This is a genomic window from Gluconobacter sp. GP1 (assembly GCF_032913585.1).
GTDB classification, from domain to species: Bacteria; Pseudomonadota; Alphaproteobacteria; order Acetobacterales; family Acetobacteraceae; genus Gluconobacter; species Gluconobacter cerinus.
In genome coordinates this window covers 49,394-67,624 of sequence record NZ_JASGXC010000004.1, presented here as the reverse complement: position 1 = coordinate 67,624, position 18,231 = coordinate 49,394, and the positions used below count along the sequence as shown (strand labels likewise).

The window sequence follows — 18,231 nt, the reverse complement described above, 5'->3', positions numbered from 1 at the left end:
CAGCGTCCTGCGGGCGCGTCAAAATTGAACCGTAAAGCGAGCAGCAGAGACGCCAATTAAGCGGCGCCCTGCTCAAGTTCGACATTCAGACCGAGCGACTTCAGTTCCTTGATCAGAACGTTGAAGCTCTCAGGAATACCGGCCTCGAAGTCATCCTGCTCACGCACGATCGCCTCATAAACCTTGGTACGGCCGGACACGTCATCCGACTTCACCGTCAGCATTTCCTGCAGCGTATATGCTGCGCCATACGCCTCAAGTGCCCACACTTCCATCTCACCGAAGCGCTGACCACCGAACTGCGCCTTACCACCCAGCGGCTGCTGCGTAACAAGCGAGTAAGGACCGATCGAACGTGCATGGATCTTGTCGTCGACAAGGTGATGCAGCTTCAGCATGTAGATGTAGCCAACTGTCGTCTTACGCTCGAACAGCTCGCCTGTACGACCATCGATCAGCTGGGACTGGCCAGACTTATCAACGCCAGCCTTCTCCAGCATGTTTTCGATATCAGGGATGGAAGCCCCATCGAAAACAGGCGTAGCAATTGGCAGGCCCTTACGGAGATTATTGGCCAGCTCAACAAGCTGCTCGTTAGGAAGCGTTGCCACATCCGTCTCGAACACTTCGTCGCCATAGACATCACGCAGGCGATCAAGCAGTTCCTGCTTACGTTCGCCAGACCGCTGATACTCGTCGACCATTTCCCCGATGCTTGCGCCAATATTGGCACATGCCCAACCCAGATGGGTTTCAAGGATCTGACCGATGTTCATACGAGACGGCACACCGAGCGGGTTCAGAACGATATCAACCGCCTGTCCGTTCTCCAGGAATGGCATGTCCTCGACTGGCACAACGCGGGAGACAACACCCTTGTTACCATGACGACCGGCCATCTTATCGCCAGGCTGAAGCTTACGCTTCACAGCGACGAAGACCTTGACCATCTTCATCACGCCAGGCGGCAGTTCATCACCACGCTGAAGCTTCTCGACCTTGTTCTCGAAACGAGAGTTGATGAGGCGAACAGCTTCGTCGAACTCTGAACGCAGGGTCTCAAGCTCGGCGGTAACTTCGTCAGAAGCAACCGTGACGTTCCGCCATGCAGCGCGAGGATGCTCATCAAGCACCTCTACTGTGATCGGCGTTCCTGCACGGATCCCCTTGAAGCCGGCTCCTGCCACCTCACCAACCAGGCGCTCACGCAGACGGTTGTGGAAGCTACGCTCCTGAATGGAACGCTCGTCATCACGGTCCTTCGTCAGACGCTCGATTTCAGCGCGTTCGATGGCCATGGCGCGTTCGTCCTTGTCCACGCCGCGGCGCGAGAAGACACGAACATCAACGATCGTTCCGGTCGTTCCAGGTGGAAGCTTCAGAGACGTATCACGAACGTCAGAAGCCTTTTCACCAAAGATGGCACGCAGAAGCTTCTCTTCTGGCGTCATCGGGCTTTCGCCCTTTGGTGTCACCTTACCAACAAGAATGTCGCCCGGATTAACCTCTGCGCCGACATAAACAATGCCAGCCTCGTCAAGGTTACGAAGAGCTTCTTCGCCGACATTAGGAATGTCGCGCGTAATTTCTTCCTGACCCAGCTTCGTATCACGAGCCATGACTTCGAATTCCTCGATATGAATCGAGGTGAACACGTCATCACGAGCAATACGCTCAGAAATCAGGATGGAGTCTTCGAAGTTGTAACCATTCCAAGGCATGAACGCGACGAGCACGTTACGACCCAGAGCCAGTTCACCCAGTTCCGTGGACGGACCGTCAGCAATGATGTCGCCAGCATGAACCGTATCGCCAACTTTCACCAGCGGGCGCTGGTTGATGCAGGTCGACTGATTCGAACGCATGTACTTGCGAAGGCGATAGATATCGACGCCCTGAGTTGCACCAGCATCGTCGGTCGCGCGGACCACGATACGGGCACCATCGATCTGGTCGATAATACCGTCACGCTTGGCAACGATTGTCGCGCCAGAGTCACGTGCAACGGCTGCTTCCATGCCCGTACCAACCAGTGGGGCATCAGCCTTCACCAGCGGAACGGCCTGACGCTGCATGTTCGCACCCATCAGGGCGCGGTTCGCGTCATCGTTCTCAAGGAACGGAATGAGAGCTGCGGCAACAGAAACAAGCTGCTTCGGTGATACGTCGCAAGCCGTAACCTGCTCAGGCGGAACAACGCGGAAGTCACCAGACTTACGAACCGAGACCAGTTCGTCCGTCAGATGGCCATCGGCGCTCTGCTTCGCATCAGCCTGGGCAACAACAAGCTTCTCTTCTTCCATGGCGGAAAGATATTTCCAGCCATCCTGAAGAATGCCGTCCTTCACAAGACGATACGGTGTCTCAATGAAGCCGTACTTGTTAACCTTGGCATAGGTCGAAAGCGAGTTGATCAGACCAATGTTCGGGCCTTCAGGCGTCTCAATTGGGCAGATACGACCGTAATGCGTCGGATGGACGTCACGAACTTCGAAGCCTGCGCGCTCACGGGTCAGGCCGCCCGGGCCAAGCGCCGAGAGACGACGCTTGTGCGTCACTTCGGAAAGCGGGTTTGTCTGATCCATGAACTGGCTCAGCTGCGACGACCCGAAGAACTCACGTACGGCAGCAGCCGCAGGCTTGGCGTTAATCAGATCATGCGGCATGACCGTGTCGATGTCGACGGAGCCCATGCGTTCGCGGATGGCACGCTCCATACGAAGCAAGCCAACGCGATACTGGTTTTCCATCAGCTCGCCGACAGAGCGAACGCGACGGTTACCAAGGTTATCGATATCGTCGATCTGGCCACGACCATCCTTGAGATCGCACATGATCTTGATGGTACGCAGGATATCTTCCTTGCGCAGAACGCGCAGGGTGTCCGGAGCGTCTACATCAAGACGCATGTTCATCTTGACACGACCAACAGACGAAAGGTCGTAGCGATCCTGGTCAAAGAACAGACCGCGGAACATCGCTTCAGCGGTTTCCTTGGTCGGCGGCTCGCCCGGACGCATGATACGATAAATATCGATCAGCGCTTCGTCACGGCTCGTGTTCTTATCAACTGAGAGCGTGTTGCGGATCCAAGGACCGTGCGAACCATCGATGGAAAGCGTTGGAAGCTCTGTAATTCCCAGCTCTTCAAGTGCTGCCAAACGGTCTTCCGTCAGCTCTTCACCAGCTTCACCGTAGATCTCGCCAGTATTCTCATTGATGAGATCATGGGCAAGATAGCAGCCAAGAACATCAAGACGGCCGACCTGAACTACACGGGTCTTTTCAGCAATCTTGCGAACCATGCGCGCTGTCAGCTTGGCATCGGCTTCAGCAACGACTTCACCGGTATCAGCGTCAACCAACGGGCTCAGCAGCTTCTGGCCGCGGAACGCATCAGGCTCGAACGGACGTGCCCAGCCATCACCCATGCGGGTAAAAGTGACCATGTCGTAGAAGTAGGACAGGATTTCATCCTGATCCATACCCCGGATGTCTAGACCTTCGACATCACCGCCTTCTGCAATCTTCTCTTCGCGTTGGGCGATATAGTTCGCGCCCTCAAGAGCATAAAGCAACGTCGTAACCGGAAGCTTACGCTTGCGATCGATGCGGACGTAAATCAGGTCCTTTGCATCGAATTCGAAGTCCAGCCACGAACCACGATACGGAATCACGCGGGCAGCAAAAAGATACTTGCCCGAAGAATGCGTCTTGCCCTTATCATGATCGAAGAAGACGCCCGGGCTACGATGCATCTGAGAAACGATGACACGCTCGGTACCATTGATAATGAAGGTGCCGTTATTGGTCATGAGCGGCATGTCGCCCATGTAAACCGGCTGTTCCTTCAGATCATGAATGGAGCGTGAACCTGTATCTTCATCGATATCCCAAGTCGTAAGACGGAGGATAACCTTCAGCGGAGCTGCAAATGTCAGACCGCGCTGAATGCACTCTTCAACGTCATACTTCGGCTCTTCGAACTCGTAAGACACGAAGTCCAGACGACCGCGACCAGCAAAGTCATTGATTGGAAAAACCGAACGGAAGACTTCCTGCAGACCGGAGTTCTGACGGCTGTCAGGACTCACGTTCATTTGCAGGAACGCTTCGTAGGACGCGCGCTGCACATCGATCAGATTGGGCATCGGCGCAATTTCGGGAATGCGCCCGAAGCTTTTGCGGATCCTCTTGCGTCCCGTGAACGATTTGGTGATCGCGTTCATCTATCTTGCCCTCTGCACCAGACCTTCGAGTCGCCCGGGATTTCATTGTCAGACGAACGCCTGACACGACACGGACGACCGGAACGACCGGCTTTCAGTAATTTCAATACGTAGCGAGCCGCGTATTATACTCTTATTTCCACCAACGGCAAATCGGGCGGGAACCGCATGCGATCCCCGCCCTATCCGTCTGCTTTCGCAGAGGCCGCCTCCTCAGAGAGGAAACGACCCGATCAAGTTGATTACTTGATTTCGACCTTGGCGCCGTTGTCTTCCAGGGTCTTCTTGATCTTCTCGGCTTCGTCCTTGGACACGCCTTCCTTGACGGTCTTCGGTGCGCCTTCAACCAGATCCTTAGCTTCCTTCAGACCCAGACCCGTGATGCCACGGATTTCCTTAATCACGTTGATCTTCTTGTCGCCAGCAGCGGCCAGAACAACGGTGAATTCGGTCTGCTCTTCAGCAGGAGCTGCAGCAGCAGCCGGGCCAGCAGCGACAGCTACTGGAGCAGCAGCGGAAACGCCCCACTTCTCTTCGAGAAGCTTGGAAAGCTCAGCAGCTTCGAGAACGGTAAGAGCGGATAGCTCTTCAACAATCTTTGCCAGATCGGCCATGGTCTTATCCTACGTGATGCACTGTTTGATTGGGTTCAAATCTACGCCGCAGCGTTGATTCTACTCTTAGGCGGCTTCGCCGGTCTTGGCATAGGCGCCGAAGACGCGAGCAAGCTGGCCTGCCGGAGCCTGAACAACACCTGCGATACGCGTAGCGGGGGTCTGAATCATACCCACCAGCTTCGCACGCAGTTCGTCCAGAGACGGCAGCTCGGCAAGTGTCTTGATTCCAGCGACGTCAAGCGTCTGGGAACCAAGGGAGCCACCGAGCACTACAAGCTTGTCATTCGTCTTGGCGAACTCGACGATCACCTTTGCAACTGCAACCGGGTCTTCAGACCAAGCCAGGGCGGTTGGCCCCTTGAGCAGCGGCGCGATGCCGTCGAATTGGGTCCCATCCAGAGCGCGGCTGGCCAGCCGGTTCTTCGCAACCTTATATGTCGCACCTGCCGCACGAATGCGTCGACGCAGCTCCGTCACATCAGCAACCGTCAGACCCTTGTTCTGGGTGACGACAACCATGGACGTGCTGTTGAACACATCGGCGAGGAACTCGACAAAGGCCCGCTTTTCCGTACGGTCCAAAACCTGTCTCCTCGTCAGTCCGGAACGATCCGGACCAAGTTACCCATGGGATACCCCCGTTTCCGGAAAATATCCCGCTCGCCTGTCCACAGAAGTGAGCGAACCCAGTGCATCTTGGCAAAGCCACTGAAACACTGGCGCCCCGCCTGACGCTCGCCGCTCCATGAGAGGAGCATTTAAAGCACCAGAGGCGCTACGTGCGGTCTTGGACAGGTTTGGAAGCAATTCGCGAGCGAATTACCCCTACGCCACCATGCCGAAACATGGCGTCATTCCTTGTTGAGGGCTTTCTACAGAAAGCCCTCAATTCAATCAAGCCTCGAAGGAGGACACGTCAACGCGGACGCCCGGCCCCATCGTGGAAGACAGCGCTGCCTTCTTCATGTAGGTACCCTTGGCGCCAGACGGACGAGCCTTCTGAACGGCATCGACCAGAGCCTTGATGTTCTCGACCAGCTTGGCTTCATCGAAAGAAGCCTTACCAACGCCAGCATGGATGATACCGGCTTTTTCAGCGCGATACTCAACCTGACCGGACTTGGCAGCCGTGATCGCACCCTTGACGTCCATCGTTACCGTGCCGAGACGCGGGTTCGGCATCAGGCCACGCGGACCAAGAACCTTACCGAGACGACCAACGAGAGCCATCATGTCAGGCGTTGCAATGCAGCGGTCGAAAGCGATCTCGCCAGCCTGGATCTTTTCAGCCAGGTCTTCTGCACCAACAACTTCTGCACCAGCTGCCAAAGCTTCTTCAGCCTTGGCGCCACGTGCGAACACGCCAACGCGAAGTGTCTTGCCCGTGCCGTTCGGCAGGGAGATCAGACCACGAACCATCTGATCAGCATGACGCGGATCAATGCCAAGGTTCAGGGAGATTTCGATGGTCTCATCGAACTTTGCCTTGGCGTTGCTCTTCACCAGAGCAACAGCTTCGGAAAGGGCATATGGCTTGTTGCGCTCGACAGTAGCCTGCGCAGCATTCAGACGCTTGTTCTTGGCCATGATATCAGCCCTCCACCACGTTCAGGCCCATCGACTTCGCGGAGCCTGCGAGCATACGCACGGCGCCATCGAGATCGTTGGCGTTCATGTCCTTGAACTTCGTTTCAGCAATCTCGCGAAGCTGAGACGTCGTCACGGAACCAACAGCCGCAGCCTTACCAACCGTCTGGCTGCCCTTGGAAATCTTGGCGGCCTTCAGAAGGAAGTACGTGTTCGGCGGGGTCTTCGTGATGAAGGAGAACGTACGGTCTGCATACGCGGTGATAACCACCGGGATCGGCATACCTGGTTCAAGCTGCTGCGTCTTCGCGTTGAACTCTTTGCAGAACTGCATGATGTTCAGGCCGCGCTGACCCAGTGCCGGACCTACCGGCGGAGACGGGTTGGCTTTACCAGCCGGGATCTGAAGCTTGATGTAGCCAACAACTTTTTTGGCCATATCCGGGACTCCCCTGTTTGTCGTTCCCGAACCGCGGTGACAACGGAGTCGGACACAGCCGCCCCCTCCCGCGTTCGAAGTGAGGCGGTCCCCTAGACTGGTTTAGCCTAGTGCGTCAACCCTCCGCCGACATTTTTCGTCCCTTTGTCGCCGCTCAGATCGTTGTCAGCTGCAGACTCATGGGCATCAATTCCCGCCACAGGTGCCGGTTTGTGCAATCCTTCATACTGGAACGCACCAAACGGATCGATCTGCTTTACACCTGGAAGCTCACTGACATCCCATCCGCCGCCCAGAGAGCGCACAAGACGGACTGTCGCCTGTATCTGTGACGTCTGCGTCTGAACCAGCCCCAGCCGCGCCTGAAGCGCATCCTGCTGCGCTACGAGAGCATCCAGGTAGTTCGACAATCCACCTGTATAGAGCGCCATGGTCATGCTCTGCGTCCGCAATGCGGCCTCAACAGCTTTCTGCTGCTGGTCCTGAGCAATCTTGTATTGCCCGCTCTGGGTCAGACCGTTTTCCACGTCCTGAAACGCAGACAGGACAACGCCGCGATAGTCATCAACCGAAGCCCGATATTGAGACCACGCCCGCTGCAATGCCGCACGCCGTAGTCCACCCGTAAATGCCGGCTCCACAGCTTGAACTGCAATTTTCCAGAATGCCCGGGAGACACTGGCAAGATCGAACCCGCCATCCTCAAAGCCCCCATCCGCGCTCAACGTAATATGCGGATAGAACGCTGCGCGTGATATGCCTATCGCCCGGGAGGCTGCGGCCATATGTCGTTCAGCTGATGCAATATCCGGACGCCGCTCCAGCAGGGACGACGGGAAGCCCGGATTTACCTTCACGACACCAAACCGCATTTTCACGTCGCGAACTGGCGCAATATGGAAACCCGCAGGCGCTGTATTCAGCAGCACGGCGATCGCATTTTCCATCACTCTGCGATCTGCAACCAGAGTGCTCTGAGCAGCCATAGCTGAAAACAGCTGATTCTGGGCACGCGAAACGTCAAGCCCAGCACCAATGGCACCAGCCTGACGCAGCTCCGTAATTTCTACTGCGGCCTTAAAGTAATGGATTGAGTCTTCATAAACCGCATTCTGGGCATCAAGCCCTCGTAACGCGATATAATCGCTGGCGAGCTCCGCCTCCAGGCTCAGCTTGGCGGACGCATATTCTGCGGCCGTTGCCTGAGCGAGGTTTTTCTCCATCCGTGTTGAGTTACGGATGGAGTCCCAGAAATCGGGCTCCCAGGTTGCAGCACCACTATAAGCCTGATTTGACTCATACACGAGCGACGAACTGGTTCTCGGATTGTTATACAACCGCCCGACCGAGCCCTTGTTATAGCTCATATGAGCTGCACCGGTGAGCTGCGGATAGAGCTTGCTCTCCGCCTCTCGCGCAACGTCCCGGGCTTGGGTAAAGGCTTCCGCGGCGGCTTGCAGGTCCGGATTGACCTGCAGCATCCGCGTTTCCATCTCGTTCAGGATCGGGTCCTTGAACATCGTCCACCAGTCACTGCGGAGCGCATCATCCGCAGGACGGGCGTTGCCCATGACCCCCTTCCCTTCCCAGCCTTCCGGATAGAGGAATTTCTGAGGATGGTACTCTGGCGCCAGATTGCAGGACGCCAGACCGATGGACAGGACACCAGCCAAAGCCGTCGCCACATGACGGCGAGGCCTGGAGAAATATCCGCGCTTGCGATCAGTCAATCTCATCAACGGGATCCAGCCTCATCCGGATTGGCATCATGCGAACGCACAGATTTCTGGTCCTCTTCCTGCTGAGCCTTGGTCGGAATGTTATAGCCCGGTGTCGTTGGCACAACACGAACCTCATCCCCTTCCAGCAGATCAGCGGTCGGGTTGGCAATAAGCTGGTCATCCTTCGTCACACCACTCAGGATCTGCACAGTCGTCCCAAAATTGATACCAACGGTCACGCTGACCAGATGGACATGTCCGTTGATAACTTTGGCAACCTGCATTCCCTGGGCCCGGAAAATGATAGCGCCCTCAGGAAGAATCAAAATGTCCGGATTTCCGGGAGCAGCGATATGAGCCGTTGCGTAGGAATTCGGCCAGAGAAGATTGTCCTCATTCCCGATCGTCAGCTCTGTCGTCACAGTTCGCGTAGACGCATTGAACGCGTTTGCCGTTGCTAGGAACGTGGCGCGGAAGCGGCGCCCTGGATACTGCGGAACAGACAGATCAGCCGTAATTTTAGGCGAAATAACGCTCGCAAAATCCTGCGGAACAGAGACGAAAACGCGCATCCGATGAACATCTGCCACCGAAAACAGCTCTGAGGCTGTTCCGCGCGAATTCACGTTTCCACCCCCTGCATTCACATAGTCACCGACGTTCACCAGACGTGACGTCACGATTCCATCGAATGGAGCGACAATTTTTTTGAAGTCTTCCAGCGCCTGAAAACGCTCGACTTCGTGCTCGGCAGCTTCCAGCTCAGCTTTCTGTGCCGCTGCATTTGCAGCCTGCACATCCACTTCCTGCCGGGAAACAGCCTGCGTCCCCTTCAGAGCGGTCCAGCGCTGCGTCGTGATAACGGCTAGATTATAGCGTGCCAGTTTGACGTTATATTGCGCCTTGGCCGCCTGGAACTGGGCATCGATGCTTGGCGTATTGATTTCAGCCAGAACATCGCCACGCTTCACATGCGCGCCGTAGTCCTTGTACCACATCTTCACATAGCCGGAGACCTGAGCGTAAATCGGCGCTTCATACCAGGCAGCCAGATTAGCAGGCAGATCAACCTGACGCGTTTTCGGCCCAGGCTGCGGAGAAATCAGCGTTACCGGCGGAATGGCTGCTTCTTCAGTCACACCGCTGAGCGAATGATAGTGCACGCCTCTTTCAACGATACCCCAGGCAGCCAGCACAATGGCAACCACCACGACACCAAGAAGAATCAGTCTGTTCCGCACGGGTGATCCACTTTCCTGTCGGTTTCCCTGAGGCGTCTGCCCCTGTTGTGTCGGGTGGGTCACGCGCGGTCTCCTTCAGGCCCAGCAGGCCGCTTGTAATGCATTAGGGCAAAGACACAGGGAACGAACAGCAACGTTGCCACTGTTGCGATGAGTAGGCCACCAATCACGGCCTTACCCAGCGGAGCGTTCGAAGAATTACTGATCGACATCGGAATCATGCCGATCATCATGGCAAGCGCTGTCATCAGAACCGGGCGGATACGCTCATATCCCGCCTCCAGAGACGCCAGCAGAACATCACCGTGGTGATCCAGCCGCTCTCGTGCAAACGAGACGACAAGAATGGCATTCGCGGTAGCCGTTCCCATACACATGATCGCACCGGTCAATGCAGGCACAGACAATGGCGTGTGGGTCAGGAACAGGCTCCAGGAAATACCACCAAGCGCACCCGGCAACGCTGTGATGATCACGAACGGATCAAGCCAGGACTGAAAATTCACTACGATGATCAGGTAAACAAGAACAATGGACAGGGCGAGACCGCCAATCAACTGCACATAGGCATCATTCATGGTCACCGCCTGACCGCGCACCACAAGGGTTGATCCGTGCGGCAGGTCTTTACGTTCTCCATCAACAACGCGGTTCACTGCGCGCGACAGGGTGCCAAGGTCCGTCCCCTCTGGAGCTGCGTAAATATCGAAGACCGGCATGATGTTGTAATGTGAAATTTCCGCAGGCGTACCGGTCTGAACCAGTTCGCTCAGGGCACCCAGCATCTGCGGGTTCTGGTTGGTCGGATTGCCGTCGCCCTTGTCGATTGGAACAATTTCCAGATCATTCATGGTCTGAAGATAGTTCGCAGGTGTCTGCACATCGATAAGCTGAGACGTCCCCTGAGCATTCAGGTAGTAGGTCTGCCCCACCTGCGCACTACCAGACAGCGTTACGAGAGCATTCAACGCAACGTCCCGCTGTGTAATGCCCGTTCCCAGTGCAAAGCTTCGACGGTTGTTGATCAGCAACGTTGGCTGGGTCATCGGCTGCTGAACGGATACGTCCGTGATACCCGGAATATGACGCAGCTTCTTGGCCAGATGCGTTGCAAAGGCAAAGTTGTTCTGCAGATCACGGCCCGAAATCTGAACGTCAATCGGCGCTGGCAGCCCGAAGTTCAGGATTTTGGCAGTCATGTCACCCGGCTGGAACGTGAAGATTGTTCCAGGAAACGCATCTGTCAGACCCTTACGGACTTTCTGACGGTATTCCGGGATAGGGCTTTCATCATTCTTGAGCTGAATCGTGATGTCACAATCCTGCGCACCCGTTGTCGGTGACGGCACCATGGCCTGGTTCAACTGACTGAACGGCAAGCCACAGTTATTCACGACATTCTCGACCTGACCCGGAAGGATCTCTCGCAGGCGCTTTTCTGCGAGCCCAGCGATCTTGCCTGTCTCTTCAATACGCGTGCCAACCGGTGCGCGCATATGCATCTGAAGCGTACCGGATTTGATTTCCGGGAAGAAATCCTGCCCGACGAACAACAGCAGAGCCATGGACGCCACAGCCGCCAGAAGGAACATGGCAACAAATCGGCCGCGAATAGCAATCAGGCCAGACAGGATACCTTTGTAATGCTCGCGGAAGCTCGTAAACCGGGCTTCAAAGCCTCTCTGGAACCTGCCGAAAAAGCCTGGCTTACGATGATGCCACTCCGGATCGCGGTGCATCTTCACCTGTGCCGGAAGCAGCCAGTTCGCCATTGTCGGGACGAGGGTCCGTGAAAGAATGAAGGACGCAATCATCGCGAAGATGATGGCCTCGGCCATTGGCATGAAGAGCCAGCCGGAAACGCCCGTCAGCTCGAAAAGCGGTAGCCAGACGATACAGATACAGGTTGTCGATACGAATGTCGGGATAACAATCTGATTGGCTGCATCAATGATGGCGTCTTCAAGCTCTTTCCCCATCTCAAGATGGGCATCGATATTCTCAATCATGACGGTCGCGTCATCCACGAGAATACCGACAGCCAGAGCAAGACCACCCAGTGTCATGACGTTAATCGACTGCCCCGCAATACTAAGGCCGATCAACGAACAGAGCATGGCCAGCGGAATAGACGTCGCAACGATGACGGTAGAGCGCCAGGAACCGAGGAAGAGCAGAACTGTCAAACTGGTCAGAATCGCAGCGGTGATCATCTCACGCACCACGTCAAAAACCGACTCTTTCACGAAGCCTGACGCGTCCGTCAGTACGTTCAGAGTAGTGCCTGCGGGCAACGTAGCCTTGATCTGAGGCAGAAGCGCCTTCACGCCCGCGACGACAGACAGGGTCGAGGCGTCACCACTTTTCAGGATGACGATCAGAACGGCCTGCTGCCCCTTCACCAGAACAGCATTGATCTGGGGAGGGCCCCCTCGATGCACCCACGCGACATCTCGCAGATAGATAACGGAATTCCCCACCTGCTTGATGGGCATTTTGTTGAAGACCGAGAGATCAAGTGGGGTCGAGTTGGTCTTCACCATCCAGTCAATGGACCCGACCTTCTGATCACCAGCTGGCAGAACAATGTTCTGGCGGTTCAGCGCATTCGCAACGTCTTCGGGTGAAAGACGATGAGCCTGAAGTTTGATCGGGTCGATATCGACCATGATGTCCGGCGCAAGACCACCATATGGATTCGGAATGGCTGCACCCGCGACCGGCACAAGCGCCGGGCGAATCAGGTTGGACGCCATGTTGTAGATTTCCGACCCGGACATGGTCGAATTGTTGACCTGTAACGTCAGAACCGGGACGGAGGACGCATCCAGCGCAATGATCAGCGGCGGCGTCGCCCCGGTCGGCATCTGCTTGATGACCGTCTGGGAAACAGACGTAATCTGCGTTTGCGCAACCGCAGTATTCGTTCCGGGCTGGAAGAAAACCTTGACGATGCCACGGCCGTAGTAAGACGAGCTCTCAATATGCTCGATATTACTGACAGTCGCTGTTAGCGATCTTTCGTAATAATAAACAATACGACCCGACATGTCGTCTGGCATGAGCCCAGTATAGGACCAGACAATCGCAACAATAGGGATCTTGATTGAAGGAAAAACGTCCGTCGGCGTCGAAACAATCGCCCTGACCCCAAAAATAAGGATCATGATCGAAAGAACAACGAACGTATAAGGCCGTTTGAGGGCCGTTACGACGATGGCATTCATGCGTCTGCGATGCTCCCGTTCCTGGATGATCGGAGCTGCGCGATTACGTCAGTCTTTTTCAGTCTCAACGGGCGTCCCCTTTAAATTGAGACAAGTCATACCGGACACAGGAAGTGCGACAAGCAAAATTGAATTTAAGAAAGACCGGATTCAGGCATGAAACAGAAATGTCATGTAATACTGGCACTACGATCGGAGCCACTGCGCCCTGAAAAATGAATCGTAAATACTGATCCTGCCAGTTCCTGATTGGGCCGGAACGCACTGATTTTCAGCGTTGCCCCATGCAAATGCAGAATTGCAGATACAAGACTCAAACCAAGACCACTTCCCGGAATGTGACGACTTTTGTCTGAACGGTAGAATCGCCCCAGTACGGCGCCCCGCTCTTCCTCCGCAATCCCGATGCCCGTGTCATGAACCCGAAGCCAGGCGCAGCCCTGCTCGTCCTGCCCGACCATCAACCCAACATCCCCGCCTGGAGGCGTGAACTTGATGGCGTTGTCCACGAGATTTGCCAGAACCTCGTTCAGAAGATCCATATCTCCATAGAGGGGGATTGCGCGATCTGCGCCTTCCACACTCAGAGCCAACCCCCCAGCCTCGGCAATCGGCTCGTAGAGATCTGCGATACCGGCAACCAACTCCGACAGATCCATCGTTGTGAAACCAGCCTGCCGGCGTCCGTTCTCAATTTCACCGATACGTAGCAGCGCCGTAATCACCGAAAAGCACTGATCCAGATCCTGCGTGGCCCGCAGAATAATGGACTTGAGGTGAACAGGATCATCTGACGAGGAGAGCGCTCGTTCCAACCGCGCCCGCACACGTGCCAGCGGGGTCCTAAGATCGTGCGCAATATCGTTGCCAACATCCCGAATTTCATCGAGCAGATGTTCAAGCCGATCCAGCATCCGGTTCACCGCGCCTGCAAGACGCTCGATATCATCCCATTCGCGCCCGGCGGGCAAACGCTCATGCAGATCGCCCGCCATGATCCGCTCAATGGCCTGCCGCATCTCCTTAACCCGCGCCAAGGCCCGATGACTGAGAAACAATCCCGCCAGCAGCGCAAACAACACCATTGGCACCAGTGAGATCAGCGCAGCCCGCTTGATGATGTACCGAAGCTCATCCGCCATATGCATGGAGCGGGCAAGGACCAGAATCCGATCCCCTGCTCCGCCACCCGGCCCCGGAACTTCTATCGCCAGATATCGCATCTCATAGGGTGTGTCCCCCGGCGGCGCGACTTTGAGCCGACGCGTCCGGTTGGAGACCTCCAGCCCTTCAGGCCAACGCCGAATGTCACCAACAATACGGTTGTGATTCAGGTCGAACAGGCCAGCGCCATTCAAAATGACGCGCAGGTCCGTCTTGCTTCGTTCCCGGACGACGTCTTCCAGACGCTCAGGCGTTTCCTGAACGAGAAGTGCTGCCTCACGCCGGAGCAGATCGCTGGAACGAGCACTTTCGTAACCGTTCATCTGGGCATAGACGAGCAGGAACTGCATCGTGATGCCACCGATCATCGCCACCACGAATGCCAGTGTCAGCCGGAACGTGGCTGTCCGGAAAATGTCAGTCCGATACACGCAGACTGAACCCCGCGCCCCGGATGCTATGGATCAGCGGCGTTTCACCCTGAAGATCAATCTTCCTGCGCAACTTGCCGATATGCACATCCACCAGATTGGTCTGTGGAACAAAGCGGTAGTTCCACACGTCCTCAAGCAGCATCGTTCGGGTCAGAACGGTGCCCGGGCGACGCATCATGTATTCCAGAAGACGGAACTCACGCGGCAGAAGTTCAACGTCCCGGCCACTGCGAGACACCTTGCGCTCAATCAGGTCCATTTCAAGCGGACCAACACGCAGAACCGTTACACGGCTATCCGTGGGGCGACGCAGCAAAGCCTCCAATCGGGCAGCAAGCTCCTCCATGGCGAACGGCTTTGTAAGGTAGTCGTCACCGCCCGCCTTCAGGCCATTCACACGGTCATCAACTGCGGACAATGCGGAAAGAACCAGAACAGGAAGTGTGATCTTCTGGCGGCGCAGGGCCTCGATAACACTCAGGCCGTCCATCTCAGGCAACATACGATCAACGACCATCAGGTCGTATTGACCGGACTGCGCAGCTTCGAGGCCCAGAATGCCGTTATCGACCCACGTCACATCATAACCGCGCGTCTTAAGCTCCTCGGAGACTTCCGACGCAATACTTTCATCGTCCTCAATCAGCAGGAGACGAATGACAGGCTCAATCGGGCGGGAGACCGCCTCGTGCTCAGGTACGGGCATCATGCTCATAACTGTCACATGCGGGAATATATCCTGTCATCCAATTAAAATCAGTCTTAAGCTTCCAGGCTATCAATCTCGTCCTGCTCCTCATCCGTTTTATCAATACCATCCAGCGATCTCAGGCGACGCCCAAGAACACGGGTCCGGCGGCGCGCCTCTTCGATCGTGTTCCCCATCGTACCGGCATTACGCTGCAATCGTTCAAGAACCTGATCCATCCGAAGCATTTCCTGCCGTGTCGCGCCCAGCAGGCTTGCAATGGTTTCTGTCCGCTCTTCCAACGCCAGCGTCACATAACCGAGATGAACCGTACGCAGCATGGCAGGTAGCAATGACGGTCCCATGACAATCACCCGATACAACCGCCCAATTTCATCAATAACGCCGGGCATCCGGGCAATTTCGGTATAAAGACCGTCCGTCGGCAGATACAGGACGGCAAATTCAACCGTGACAGGTGGCCGGATATACTTGGACGCGATCTTGCGCGCCTCGAATTTGATCGCCGTTTCAAGCTCACGCCTTGCAGCTTTCTCTGCCGATGCATCCGAAAGCTCTGATGCATTCAAAAGCCGCTCGTAAGCCTCGGTGGGAAATTTGCTGTCAATCGCCAAGCGGGGAGCAACATGCCCTTTCACAGGCATTCGAATGGCAAACTCTACCGACTCTCCGCTGTCTCCCAGTCGGAAGTTGGTGTCATAGCTCCCTTCCGGAAGAATATCGTCCAGAATAGCCCGGCACTGTGCCTCGCCCCAGCCACCGCGCGTCTTGACGTTCGAGAACAGACGCTTGAGGTCCCCGATCTGGGCTGTCACGCTTGTGACTTCACCGAGAGCTTTCTGCATCGCACTGAACTGCTCAACCACGCGCTGAAAGCTAGTTTGCATCTGCTTTTCGACAGCACCGTGCAACTGTTCATTTACGGCCAGACGGATCCGCTCGATCTGTTCGTTTTGACTTTGTGCCATGTCACGCAACGCATCGGAGAGCAGAACGCGCCCTTCAGCCTGATCCTGCCCAACGCGGCGCGCGAGATCACCAAGTTTTTCACTGGTTTCAAGCCGAAGAGCATCCATCCGACCAGATAGGACACGCTCAACCTCGGCCAAGTGCGCCCGCTGATAGTCCGCATCCCGCGCACGCTCATCGGCTTCACGGTCCAGAAGGCGGGCGACGTCCCTGCTATTACCACGCAACAACGCCAAGGCAGCCACCACGAGCGCCGCTGCTGCAATAATCCATGGAACGAACTGCACCATACCGGAACTCCCATCCTGCATGGCGCGGTTCTAGCCCCTTAGGAGCTCAAGTCCAATCCTGGCAGCCTCAGGGCTGATGGATGTTGCCGTAGCTTGCTGCGCCCAGTCCCGGGCAGGAACAGGAGGTACCCAAAGGAACCTGAGTTGGCATCTTGCAGGTGTAGATCCCGGCCTTGCAGGTATAGCCATACCCTGCGACAGGCGCTGACGGGTTAACAGGGCCCGGCGCGGCCGTTCCGACGCATGCACCCAACCCAAGGAATGAAAGGCCTGCAACAGCACGCAGGGCTGAACGGCGAATAGAACCAGACATCAACATGACCCTCTCAAAACAATCCATGTGAGCGCAAAACGGATCTTCCGCTCATCAGTTGCGGGCATCCTATGCCGATATGGCAATCCTGTGGCGCAGCAGTCTACATGCGGGCAGCGGCAGCCTGCCCTGCAGCAACACCGCTGGACCACGCCCACTGGAAATTGTGGCCACCCAGCCATCCCGTGACATCCACTGCTTCACCAATCGCATACAGCCCCGGGACGTCCCGCACTTCCATTGTCTGGGAGGAGAGACCGCTCGTATCGATCCCTCCGCGCATAACTTCGGCCTTCGCGTACCCTTCCGTTCCAGAAGGGCGGACTTCCCATCGGGACAGACGTTCTGCGAGCGCTTTGATATTTTTGTCCGGCTGATTGGCCAGCATGACGTCTCCAAGCCCGGCAGCCAGCTCTTTCGCCAGACGCGCAGGAAGTGCTTCAAGCAGGCTGGGAGGAAGCGCACGCGGCCGTGCCTTCTTGATCGCCAGCAAAACCTCCAACGCGTTTCGCCCCGGCATCAGGTCAATATGAGCCGTGCCGCCTGCCTCAAGATAAGAGGAAATCTGGAGGATGGCCGGGCCTGACAGCCCACGATGGGTGAAAACCATCCCGTCAGCAAAGCGAGGCCCTTTTTTCCCACAAGTTGTGACGACATCCAGAGACACACCCGCCAGAGAAGGGTCCGCATCATCCAGGACCAACGGCACCAAAGCAGGAGCAGTCGGGACAATTTTCAAACCGAAGGATCGTGCGATCCGAAGGGAAAGGTCAGTAGCGCCCAGTTTGGGAATGGACAGACCGCCGGTTGCCAAAATCACAGAACGGCTTCGAACATCCCCGGCAGCCGTGCGAACGACAAAGCCATCCGCATCGGCCTCGACATCCGTAATCCGGGTCTCCATCCGTGCTTCACAACCAGCATCCTGACATTCAGACACCAGCATATCCACGATCTGACGGGCAGACCCATCGCAGAACAACTGCCCCTTGGCCTTCTCGTGCCAGGCAATCTGATAGCGATCCACCAACTTCACGAAATCACGCGGCGTGTACCGTGCCAGCGCCGAGCGCGCAAAATGCTTGTTCTGGGACAGGAAACAGTTTGGCCCCGTCTCCAGATGCGTAAAGTTACAGCGCCCACCGCCCGAAATCAGGATCTTGCGTCCGGGTTCGGACCCGTGATCCAGAACCAGTACACGCGCACCACCACGTCCCGCTGTTGCAGCAGCCATGAGGCCAGCCGCACCAGCCCCAAGGACCACCACATCAAATGTCACGGACAGCTCCCG

General features: G+C 56.2%; 13 protein-coding genes. All 13 read right to left on the bottom strand.

What is annotated here, in order from left to right; genetic code table 11:
- Window positions 1–56 precede the first annotated feature (56 nt).
- A complete protein-coding gene (gene rpoB, locus R5H23_RS11675) occupies window positions 57–4,229 on the bottom strand; it encodes a DNA-directed RNA polymerase subunit beta (RefSeq protein WP_099213177.1) in 4,173 nt (1,390 codons plus the stop codon).
- A 242-nt stretch (window positions 4,230–4,471) separates the two neighbouring features.
- Window positions 4,472–4,843, bottom strand: coding sequence for a 50S ribosomal protein L7/L12 (gene rplL / locus R5H23_RS11670; protein WP_064275059.1), 372 nt, complete (start codon window positions 4,841–4,843; stop codon window positions 4,472–4,474).
- A gap of 66 nt (window positions 4,844–4,909) precedes the next feature.
- Entirely contained in the window at window positions 4,910–5,428 is a 519-nt protein-coding gene (gene rplJ / locus R5H23_RS11665; RefSeq protein WP_046901171.1) for a 50S ribosomal protein L10, read from the bottom strand.
- Window positions 5,429–5,740: 312 nt separating this feature from the next.
- On the bottom strand, window positions 5,741–6,433 hold the full coding sequence (rplA, locus tag R5H23_RS11660) for a 50S ribosomal protein L1 (RefSeq protein WP_046901170.1): 693 nt from the start codon (window positions 6,431–6,433) through the stop codon (window positions 5,741–5,743).
- A 4-nt stretch (window positions 6,434–6,437) separates the two neighbouring features.
- Window positions 6,438–6,872 (bottom strand): 50S ribosomal protein L11, encoded by a 435-nt coding sequence (gene rplK / locus R5H23_RS11655; RefSeq protein ID WP_046901169.1) that lies wholly within the window; start codon window positions 6,870–6,872, stop codon window positions 6,438–6,440.
- A 107-nt stretch (window positions 6,873–6,979) separates the two neighbouring features.
- Window positions 6,980–8,608 carry an efflux transporter outer membrane subunit gene (locus R5H23_RS11650; protein ID WP_211501356.1) on the bottom strand — a complete coding sequence of 543 codons (1,629 nt, stop codon included), beginning with the start codon at window positions 8,606–8,608 and terminating at the stop codon, window positions 6,980–6,982.
- Complete coding sequence (locus R5H23_RS11645; protein ID WP_046901168.1) at window positions 8,608–9,834, bottom strand: efflux RND transporter periplasmic adaptor subunit; 1,227 nt, start codon at window positions 9,832–9,834, stop codon at window positions 8,608–8,610. Before R5H23_RS11645 ends, R5H23_RS11650 begins: the two co-directional genes overlap by 1 nt.
- Before the next feature lie 59 nt (window positions 9,835–9,893).
- On the bottom strand, window positions 9,894–13,061 hold the full coding sequence (locus tag R5H23_RS11640) for an efflux RND transporter permease subunit (RefSeq protein ID WP_086632945.1): 3,168 nt from the start codon (window positions 13,059–13,061) through the stop codon (window positions 9,894–9,896).
- A gap of 170 nt (window positions 13,062–13,231) precedes the next feature.
- Window positions 13,232–14,656, bottom strand: a complete 1,425-nt coding sequence (locus R5H23_RS11635; protein ID WP_317215536.1) for an ATP-binding protein — start codon at window positions 14,654–14,656, stop codon at window positions 13,232–13,234.
- Entirely contained in the window at window positions 14,643–15,374 is a 732-nt protein-coding gene (locus R5H23_RS11630) for a response regulator transcription factor (protein WP_086632943.1), read from the bottom strand. The genes R5H23_RS11635 and R5H23_RS11630 overlap by 14 nt, the downstream gene beginning before the upstream one ends.
- Before the next feature lie 47 nt (window positions 15,375–15,421).
- A complete protein-coding gene (locus R5H23_RS11625; protein ID WP_211496672.1) occupies window positions 15,422–16,648 on the bottom strand; it encodes a DNA recombination protein RmuC in 1,227 nt (408 codons plus the stop codon).
- 46 nt (window positions 16,649–16,694) lie between these two features.
- Complete coding sequence (locus R5H23_RS11620) at window positions 16,695–16,940, bottom strand: hypothetical protein (protein ID WP_046902022.1); 246 nt, start codon at window positions 16,938–16,940, stop codon at window positions 16,695–16,697.
- Window positions 16,941–17,043: 103 nt separating this feature from the next.
- Complete coding sequence (locus tag R5H23_RS11615) at window positions 17,044–18,219, bottom strand: aminoacetone oxidase family FAD-binding enzyme (RefSeq protein WP_317215535.1); 1,176 nt, start codon at window positions 18,217–18,219, stop codon at window positions 17,044–17,046.
- Window positions 18,220–18,231: the final 12 nt, after the last annotated feature.